Source organism: Amycolatopsis sp. NPDC051128 (assembly GCF_040682715.1).
Lineage (GTDB): Bacteria > Actinomycetota > Actinomycetes > Mycobacteriales > Pseudonocardiaceae > Amycolatopsis.
In genome coordinates this window covers 179,509-188,175 of sequence record NZ_JBFBBN010000013.1, presented here as the reverse complement: position 1 = coordinate 188,175, position 8,667 = coordinate 179,509, and the positions used below count along the sequence as shown (strand labels likewise).

6 protein-coding genes and 2 pseudogenes are annotated in these 8,667 nt (G+C 69.4%); 3 read left to right on the top strand and 5 right to left on the bottom strand.

Features of this window, described 5'->3' with window-relative positions:
• Positions 1 to 276: 276 nt before the first annotated feature.
• Together AB0M82_RS16845 and AB0M82_RS16840 are read left to right on the top strand one after the other, a co-directional pair.
• Positions 277 to 865: pseudogene (locus tag AB0M82_RS16845) on the top strand (IS21 family transposase); the annotation flags it as partial.
• A gap of 326 nt (positions 866 to 1,191) precedes the next feature.
• Entirely contained in the window at positions 1,192 to 1,335 is a 144-nt protein-coding gene (locus AB0M82_RS16840; protein ID WP_364722355.1) for a hypothetical protein, read from the top strand.
• Between the two features lie 192 nt (positions 1,336 to 1,527).
• Here AB0M82_RS16840 and AB0M82_RS16835 read toward each other — a convergent pair.
• The 5 genes and pseudogenes from AB0M82_RS16835 to AB0M82_RS16815 form a co-directional block, all read right to left on the bottom strand.
• A pseudogene (locus AB0M82_RS16835) lies at positions 1,528 to 1,671 on the bottom strand (FAD-dependent oxidoreductase); the annotation flags it as partial.
• Between the two features lie 58 nt (positions 1,672 to 1,729).
• The gene (locus AB0M82_RS16830; protein ID WP_364722353.1) at positions 1,730 to 2,983 is read right to left on the bottom strand and encodes an oxygenase MpaB family protein; all 1,254 of its coding nucleotides are present in this window, start codon (positions 2,981 to 2,983) and stop codon (positions 1,730 to 1,732) included.
• A 92-nt stretch (positions 2,984 to 3,075) separates the two neighbouring features.
• A complete protein-coding gene (locus AB0M82_RS16825; RefSeq protein ID WP_364722351.1) occupies positions 3,076 to 4,914 on the bottom strand; it encodes an FAD-dependent oxidoreductase in 1,839 nt (612 codons plus the stop codon).
• Between the two features lie 450 nt (positions 4,915 to 5,364).
• Positions 5,365 to 5,982, bottom strand: a complete 618-nt coding sequence (locus tag AB0M82_RS16820) for a TetR/AcrR family transcriptional regulator (RefSeq protein WP_364722349.1) — start codon at positions 5,980 to 5,982, stop codon at positions 5,365 to 5,367.
• Positions 5,983 to 6,011: 29 nt separating this feature from the next.
• Entirely contained in the window at positions 6,012 to 7,061 is a 1,050-nt protein-coding gene (locus AB0M82_RS16815) for an AraC family transcriptional regulator (RefSeq protein ID WP_364722347.1), read from the bottom strand.
• 66 nt (positions 7,062 to 7,127) lie between these two features.
• Between AB0M82_RS16815 and AB0M82_RS16810 the strand changes: the two genes are divergently transcribed.
• Positions 7,128 to 8,585 (top strand): NAD(P)/FAD-dependent oxidoreductase, encoded by a 1,458-nt coding sequence (locus AB0M82_RS16810; RefSeq protein WP_364722345.1) that lies wholly within the window; start codon positions 7,128 to 7,130, stop codon positions 8,583 to 8,585.
• Positions 8,586 to 8,667 lie beyond the last annotated feature (82 nt).

Below are 8,667 nucleotides of genomic sequence, written 5' to 3'. Positions count from 1 at the left end.
GACCTGCTTCAACGGGGCATCGCCGCGGCGGGCCACAGCCACGACGTCGTCGCGGAACTCACGGGGGTAGGGCTTGGGCACGGTGACATCCTTCCGGGCGAGGCCGAAGCCTCACAGGTGAGATGTCAACCAAACCCTGGGCAGACCCTCCTGTGTCGGCCGCGCGATGGAAGAGGCTTGCTCGTCCCAGTCGCCGAAGGTCTTGCCCGCCGGAACGCGGCCCGCTTGCGGCGGGTTCGCAGGTTCGCCGCGTCCCGCCCGGCCGCTTCCTCGGCCACTCGCCGGGTGGTCGCGGAAGTGAAGCAGCGCCTGCGAGCCGGGCAGCGGCGGGTGTTCCGCCCCTGGATTGTGGAACCGGGCCTGTGGTTGCAGTGGGATTGGGGCCACGGCCCGAAGATCGGCGGGCGGCAGACGCAGCTGTGGTGCGCGTGGCTGGCCTGGTCGCGGTTCCGGGTGGTGAGCCCGGTGATGGACAAGACCTTGCCGACGATCGTGGCGTGTCTGGACACGACGCTGCGGCGGATCGGTGGTGTTCCGACGTATGCGTTGACCGACAACGAGAAGACGGTGTCGGTGGACCACGTCGCGTCGATCGCGGTCCGCAACCCCGACATCGTCGAAGTGGGCAGGCATTACGGGATGACGATCCGCACCTGCGTCCCGGCGGACCCGCAGTCCAAGGGCGGGTCGGAGGCAACGGTGCGGATCGCGAAGGCGGATCTGGTCCCCACCGACACCAACCTGCTCGACCAGTACCGCACCTTCGGCGAACTGGAGACAGCCTGCCGGGAGTTCTGTGAGCAGGTCAACGACCGGGCCTCACCGCGAGACTCGCCGCCGCCCCGTCGAAGCGCTCGCGGAGGAACGAACATGCTGCAGACGGGCCGCGTCGTTCCGGCGGGGTTGTGCCACACGGTGTCGTCGCGACTGCGGGCAGCGCCTGTGTGACGTGCAAGGCGAGCAGCAGGCCGCGCCGATCGACTGTGAACAGCGACAGGCGTCGGGGCCGGACCTGGACTTCGGTGACCTGCGGTTCGCTCGAGGGATCTGTGGGTACGTTTGCCGGTGCCTTGCTACGGCATTTCTGCGGCTTTCGATGCACTCGTTCCCGGGGACGCGTCGGTGGTTGTAGCCGGGTCGATGGCCGTGAGAATGCAGTGGTCGCCAGACGAGCGGGTCATCGTGAGAAACATGCGCCGGTTCATGACCGCAATGGCGTGTGCGCTGAGCCTGGGGGTCGTGATGGTCCCGTCCGGCATCGAAGGTTCCGGACGAACGGTGGCCGGCATCCAGGGCTCCGGACTGGCCGTGGTGGCACTGCCGGCCGGACGCTGAGACCCGGGTCGAGCGGGAACGAACGGGGCGCGTGGTCGAGCGGGATCAGCGCCTGCATCCCTCGGGGAGCGCAGGGTCGTGGCGTAGGCCGGCGCTGCCTCGAACCATCCACACTGCGGCCTGGTCCGGCCAGGTTTGTCGCGCCGCAACCCTACGGCGATATCGCACAGCAGGTCGGCGGGCAGGGCGGGAGAGTTGGGTGGACAGCGTGTCGGACGGGAACGTCGCCCTGTCCAGCACCACCACCCGCCGTCCCGCTCGCGCCGCCGCGATCGCGGCGGCGCTGCCCGCGCAGCGCGCGCCCACCACGATCACCTCGGCCGAGTCGTACGTCATCGGGCTCCCTCCGCGGACAGCACAGAGGTGCCAAGGTGTCGTGCCGTCGCTTCTGTTGTCATGACCGGAGTTCGGCGACATCGGGCATGTCTTCGCCGAAGTACTGACGCAGGAGCTTCCGGATGGCCCGGTCGCCGTGCCCCAGGAGGTAGCGGCGGCCGATGGCGGTCCTGCCGAGGATGTGGTGGTGGAGAAAGTTGACGGCGAGCAGCGGCGGTACGGCCCACGGGAGCCGGTAGGGGAGACCCAGGTCGCGCACGCCTTTCCGGCCGATGAAGAAGCCGAGCATGCTGAGTAGTCGTTCTCGGGCGTAGGTTCCGCGCTGCCGGGCGAAGTGCCTGAAGTGGAGGGTTCGCTGGGCGTCGACGGCTGCCTTGGCCAGGGGTGGTCCGGCCGGGCCGCCATAGCTCTGGGTGAGCAGCAGGTGGTAATTGAGCCGGTGCTGGCTACGTTCACTGTCGTGGAGCCAGTCTTCGTCCACGCCCATGAGCCAGCCGGTGTAGCGCCACATGTGCATCACCGCGCGGGACTCGGCCCGGGTCACGCGGACGCCGAGGAGCCGGACGCCCAGTAGTGACACGGCGTTGAACAGGCCGAGGGTCGCGGCCAGGTCGGATCGGTTGATCGGCAGCCCCCATCGGCCGACGTCCCACCGCCCGTGGGTTTCGAACCGGTGGTTGACCAGCGCGTGCATGAGGCGGACGTGCACCGTGAGCCGGAACCCGGCGCCGGGTCGCCGCAGCGCGTCGTGGCCGGAGAGGGTGGTCGCCCAATGCTGGGTCTCGGCGAGCCTGCGCCGAGTCTTGGTTCCGGTCAGGGCCCCGGTGGCGACCAGCAGGTCGGACGCACCGCCGAACCGGTACGAGCCGATCAGTGCCAGCTGGAGGAGGACGTCGGCGACGGTGCGGCCGAAGCGCCGGAATGTCCGGCCCCCTTCGTTGACCAGGTCGAAGTCCACCCAGTCCGGAACGGTGTCGACGACGGCGAAGAAGTCACGCAGGGGCCGCGGTGCGTCGGGTACCTGCTCGATTCCGCCGGTGAGCGCTTGCTCGAACTGCGCCATCGTCACCTTGTCCGGATCGGCCGGGTCGGCGATGCGGATCGCGCGGGCCAGCGCGGCCCCGGTTTCGTCCCGCGCCGTCAGGCGGCGGCCGATCGTGTCCAGCAAGGCGGGGTCGGGGGTGTCCTGCCGGATGAGCCGCCGCAACGGCCGGCCGATCCGGTGGTTGACGGGTTCGGTCTCGCGGAACCGTCGTGGGTAGCTGACGGCCGGCCAGGGTGAAGTGCGGTGCTGCGTGGATGGTCCACTCATCGACAGTTTCGGTCCAATCGTAGGCACTGGCGAGGGGACGAGCCGGGTGGCGCACCACGGGTGTGGTCGCGATACACCCGTGGTGCGTCCGGTCAGGGTTTGGCCGGGTCCATGGTGTCGAAGGCGTTGGGGAGGCCCAGGGCGTAGCGGTTGTCGTCGTCCGCGTAGATCCCGGCGAATTCGGTGGGCCGGTAGAGGGTGAAGAGCTTGGCGTGGGGTGAGGATCCGCCGGAGTTGTCGAGGATCGCGTTGGCCGCCTTGCGGCCGGCTTCGTTCGCGCCCTCCATGGTGGCCAGGTTGATGTCGGCGCGGACGTAGTCGGCGGCGAGGTAGAGGTTGGGAATGGCCGTCCTCGCCTCGGGCCTGTTGTTCCACGAGTCGGGCGTGTTGATCAGGAGGGGCTCGTCGTTGGCGACGTTCGCGGTGCCGGGCCCGGTGATCGCCGGGTCGATGAACGTGGAGTGGATGACGGAGTCCGGCAGGGCGAAGGGGCCGAAGGGGATGGAGCGGCGCAGCTGTTCCTTGACTTCGGCGATGATCTCGTTGGGTGTGCACTGCTTGGCGGGCTTGCCGTAGAGGACACCGGGTTTGTCCCAGGCGGACAGGTCGAGTGAGTAGCAGTCCTGGACGGTGCCGTCGCCGTAGGTTGTGGCGAACGGCCTCTTCCAGAACTGCCCCTGGTTGATGGAGGTGAGGGCCCAGGGCTGGGCGGAGTAGGCGACGTGTCCCTTGCTCAGCTGCAGCGGGCGCTTGAGGTACAGCATGATGCCGTTCATCCAGTCGGTGGTGAGGTTCCGGATGCCGGCCAGGCTGGGGTCGGCGGCGAGGATGTCGTTGCTGAGCAGGGGAACGGCTCGCTCGACGGGGACCGCGAGCACGTAGTGGTCGGCGGCGACCGTGGTGTCACCGGTGCTGGTGCTGACGCGGGCCCCGCTGATGGTGCGGTTGGTGACCTGCAGCTCGGTCAGGGTGGCGCCGAGGTTGAAGGTGACTCCGCGGTCGGTCAGGTAGCGCACCCACGGGTCGATGAGCGCCTCGTTGGTGGGAGCGTTGAGCACCTGGTCGGGTGCCTTGTAGCCGCCGAGGCCGAGCGTGCTGTAGACCCACGCCTCGGCCATCAGCCCCATGGTGCGGGCGTTCGCCTTGTCCGCCTTGGCCGCGACCAGGGTGCTGGTGAACATGTCCACCAGGATGTCCCGGTAGTTCGGGGACATCTTCGCCGACTTGACGAAATCGGCGAAGCTCGTTTTCTCCCACTGTCCGAGGCGGCGCTTGGGTCCGCTGGTGACGAACACGATCATCTTCTGCAGGAAGTAGGTGATTTCGTTGATCGGCACCAGTGTTCCGAGGGTGAGCGCGGTCTGCAGGAAGGCGAGCAGCGAATCGGGGCTGAGGGTGCCGATGATGCTTCCCCGTGCGGGCAGTCGCAGCGTGATGCCCCGGTAGAAGGCGACCTCCTCTTCCCCGGGGACGAGGTTGTCGTGCGCGGTTCCGCCGCCGGGCAGCGGGATCCGGCTCATCGAGTCCGGGAGGTTCTGGTAGAAACCGGGGAAGAACCGGAACCCGTGCTCGCCGGGCAGATCCAGGCGGCCGGCGGTGCCGGTGCCCGGAACGGGGATGCTGCGGCACTTGCCGCCCCAGGCCTTCCGTTCGTAGACGGTCACCTGGTAGCCGCGTTCGACGAGTTCGTGGGCGACGGTCAGCCCGCCCATTCCGCCGCCGAAGACCGCGACTCGGCGCCCGGCGGCCGCGGTGCGCGCCGACCGGGGCGTGGACGCGGCCTGGGCCGCTGGGGTGATCCCGAGACCTGCCACACCCGCTGCGGCCGCGCCGGCGACGACCGAGCCGAGGAACCGGCGACGGCCCATGCCCGTGTGATCGGTGGCGGCCGATGGGCCGGAGTGGTTCGACGAGTGGACGTCATCCGTCATTGGAGACTCCTTCGATGACTCGAACCGACAGCACCGTCGGTTTTCGTGGGGAGCAGGATGGTGTGGTACCTGTCGTCGAGTCAAGCCTCGGAATGGAACGGTGGTAGAGCACAAACGGTCACTGTCGCCTCGGCCGCCGGGCCAGCCTGACGTGTCCTGCCGGCGTACGGTGTGCTCACACCCGACAGAAGCGTCGGTTAGCGGAACACTCCTGGCGTGGTGTTTGTCCACCGCGGGAAGGCCGGCGCGGACAAGGCTTGATCGACATCCCGTGCTCGCCGGCGAGCACGGCCGGCAATGCCACGCCGGCCGTGCTGCGCTTGCCGTTGGCCGTAAGTCGTATCGAAGTGTCCGCATCGAGCACGGCCTGGTGATCAGGCCTCAGGACGGCGCCCGGACTGAGCCTGCCCGGTGGTGCCGGTCTCAGTGGCGGGGAGCGCCGGGGTGAGTTCAGCAGCGCGGGTCGAGCCCGGTCCAAAGCAGCCGCATGGCTGACGTGACGAGGTCCGCACGGGAGACGTCGTCGTGGCGCGCCCACCACTGGGCCATCCCGTCGAGCCCGGTGATGAGCAGTTCCACCATGGCTTCTGCGGCCGGCGACTCGGGGTCGATCCCGACCTGGCGCAGGTCCTGAGACAGCAGCGCGGTCACCGTTCGCGCGCGGGAGTCCAGGATGCCCCACCGGACGGCCTGGATCTCGGCGTCGTCCTCGTCGGTCCGGTCGAACAGCAGATGCCGGGCAGCGGGCCGGGTTTCGGCGAAGCTGAAGTAGGCGTCGATCGTGGCGCGCATGCGCTCTTCGGGCGTGCCGGTCCCGGTGATGCGGGCGCCGACGTGCTCGATCAGGATCGCGTTCTGCTCCTGCAGGACGGACAGCAGCAGGACCCGCTTGTTCGGGAAGTGGTCGTAGAGCACGGACCGGGTGACTCCGGCGGCCTCGGCGATCGCGCTCATCGCCGTCGCGTGGTAGCCGGTGGCAGCGAGCACTTCCAGGGCTGCCTGGAGGATCTTCGCGCGTCGCGCGGGCCCGCGCAGGCGCGAGCGCTTCGGTCGCTCCGAGTCCGGCATGACGCCACCCTATCCGGCAGGCGCGTCGGTTAGCGGGCCGCTCCGGGGGTGGTGCCGGTCCAGCGTTTGAACGCGTGGCTGAAGCCGGACGCGCTGGCGTAGCCGAGGGTGCCTGCCACTGCCTCGACGGTGTGCCCCTCGGCCAGCAGGGAACGGGCGAACGCGGTCGCCACCTCGATGACAAGCGCGCTGAACGACGTTCCTTCGGCTCGCAGGGCGCGCCTCAGCGACCGTTCGCCGAGGTTGAGTTCCGCGGCGACCTGCCGGGGCGTGGGGATCCCCGCGCCCCGCTCCAAGCCGCGGCGCAGCCGGTCCCGAACTTTCTCGGCCACGTTCGCCGGCGCGGGACGGTACAACGCGGCCCGGCGCTGCTCGCACTGGCGCCGGGACAGCTCCGCGGTCCGCGGCTCGGCCTGCAACAGAGGTGTTCTCAGCGCCTCCGCCGTGATCACGCCGCAGGTCACCGGCCTGCCGAAGGCCGGCCGCACGCCGAACACGCGCTCGTAGACGGCGGCGCCGTAGGCCGGCTCCGGGTGCTGGAAATCCAGCTGGATGATCGGCCTGCCGAGCCCGATCAGGTCCCGGACGAACGTGACGACCGCGGCCATCTCGCGCTCGGCGAGGAACCGGGTGACGTCCGGGCCGGCGCCGGCGAGGGGGCGCTGGTCGAGCGTCGCGCGCAGGCCGTGCCCGACGTGCTCCACCGTGAACGGGGTGAACATGAAGGTGAGGTCGAGGTAGCTCAGGCCGACGTCGATCGCCTGGCCGAGTGTCGGGCTGCTGATGACGGCCAGGCCGAGCAGCCCGTAGGTGGTCAGGTGGTAGCGCCGGCCCGCGGCCAGCCCGAGTGCGGGCACGTGCGCCAGCTCTCGGACAAGGGTCCCGATCAGAGCCAGTTCCTGGGCAGCGTCGATTTCGGCGTCCGGATCTTCGAGGTCCGCGGGGCTGAGCCCGGTGCCCCGTAGGCAGCGCTCCGCCGGCAGGCCGTGTTCGGCCGCGAACTCCGTCAGCAACGCAGCGCTGGCGGTGCTCCGCCTGCTGTTGGCCGAAAGTCGTACGGATGTGTCCGCCTCGAGCATGGCTGCTCCTCGCCCTCGCTCCCTACTGTGCGATCACCGACCACACACGAGCAGGAGAGCACGCGAATGGGGCAGCGCGCCAGGCCGGCCATCGCCATCGTGGGCAGTGGCTTCAGCGGCATCGGCCTGGCGATCAGGCTCAAGCAGGCCGGTTTCACCGACATCACGATGTTCGAGCAGGCCGAGAACCTCGGCGGCGTCTGGCGGGACAACACCTACCCCGGGGCGGCTTGCGACGCACCCGCGCTGCTGTACTCCTACTCGTTCGCACCCAACCCGGACTGGTCGCGGAGGTTCGCCGAACAGCCGGAGATCCTGGACTACCTGCGGTCGTGCGCCATCCGGTACGGGATCACCGAGCACATCGTGTACGGCGCCGAGGTCACCGAGGCCGACTTCGACGCCGAGGCCGGTGTCTGGCGGATCCGCACCCGGGACGGCCGTGCCTTCGCGGCCGACCTGCTGGTGTCGGCGTGCGGGCAGCTGCGCCGCCCCGCGCGACCGGCGTTGCCCGGGCTCGGGAGCTTCGCCGGTGCGGTGTTCCACTCGGCCGAATGGGACCACGCACACGACCTGCGTGGCCGCTCGGTCGCGGTGGTCGGCAACGGCGCCAGCGCCATCCAGTTCGTGCCACTGATCGCGTCCGACGTCGCCCGGATGCACGTCTTCCAGCGCTCGCCGCACTGGATCTCGGTGAAGCCGGACCGCCGGTACCCCCGGCTGCGCCGGCTGCTCAACCGGCGCGTCCCCGGTCTGCAGAAACTCGCCCGCCTGGCCGTGTTCGTGTGGTTCGAGCTGTTGCTCAACCCCGCTCTGGTGACGTCGAAGGGACGGCGGCTGCTGTCCGTGCACATCGGACTTCTCTGCCGCCTCGCGCTGCGCCGGGTGCGCGATCCGGCCCTGCGCCGCCGGTTGCGGCCGGACTACGAACCCGGCTGCAAGCGGATCCTCACGTCCAACGACTACTACCGCACGCTGAACCGGCCGAACGTGGCCCTGGTGGACGACCCGATCGTCGCCGTGCACCCCCACGCTGTCGTGACTGCCCGCGGTGAGTACCCCGTCGACACGATCATCCTGGCAACGGGCTTCCGCTCGCACGACTTCGTCGCGCCGATGCGGGTGATCGGGCCGGACGGCCGGGAACTCGGCGAGGAATGGCGAAACGGCGCACGCGCCTATCTCGGCATCGCGGTGAGCGGCTTCCCGAACTTCTTCCTGATGTACGGGCCGAACACCAACGTCGGCTCCGGCTCGATCGTCCACATGCTCGAAAGCCAGATCGCCTACATCGTCCAGGCCGCGCAGGCACTGGCGTCCGGGATCCGCACGCTCGACGTGCGCAAAGATGTCCTCGACCGCTTCGACGAGCAGACCCAGAAGCGGCTGTCCACCACGGTGTGGAACACCGGCGGCTGTGACAGCTGGTACCTCGACGGCCGGCGCAACACGAACAACTGGCCCGGCTACATGATCGAATACCGGCTCCGCACCCGCCGCTTCCAGCTCACGGACTACACGTAGATCTCGCCCGGTCCGCGCCCGGCAGGCCCGCTTTGTGGAACCGGCCAGACGCGCGCTCATGCCGATGACAGAGCGTTCGAAA

Bases quoted from the DNA above. Each gene is read 5' to 3' on its own strand.
- AB0M82_RS16840 (WP_364722355.1), top strand. From the start codon at position 1,192: ATGCGCCGGTTCATGACCGCAATGGCGTGTGCGCTGAGCCTGGGGGTC.
- AB0M82_RS16810 (WP_364722345.1), top strand. From the start codon at position 7,128: ATGGGGCAGCGCGCCAGGCCGGCCATCGCCATCGTGGGCAGTGGCTTC.
- AB0M82_RS16815 (WP_364722347.1), bottom strand. From the start codon at position 7,061: ATGCTCGAGGCGGACACATCCGTACGACTTTCGGCCAACAGCAGGCGG.
- AB0M82_RS16830 (WP_364722353.1), bottom strand. From the start codon at position 2,983: ATGAGTGGACCATCCACGCAGCACCGCACTTCACCCTGGCCGGCCGTC.
- AB0M82_RS16825 (WP_364722351.1), bottom strand. From the start codon at position 4,914: ATGACGGATGACGTCCACTCGTCGAACCACTCCGGCCCATCGGCCGCC.
- AB0M82_RS16820 (WP_364722349.1), bottom strand. From the start codon at position 5,982: ATGCCGGACTCGGAGCGACCGAAGCGCTCGCGCCTGCGCGGGCCCGCG.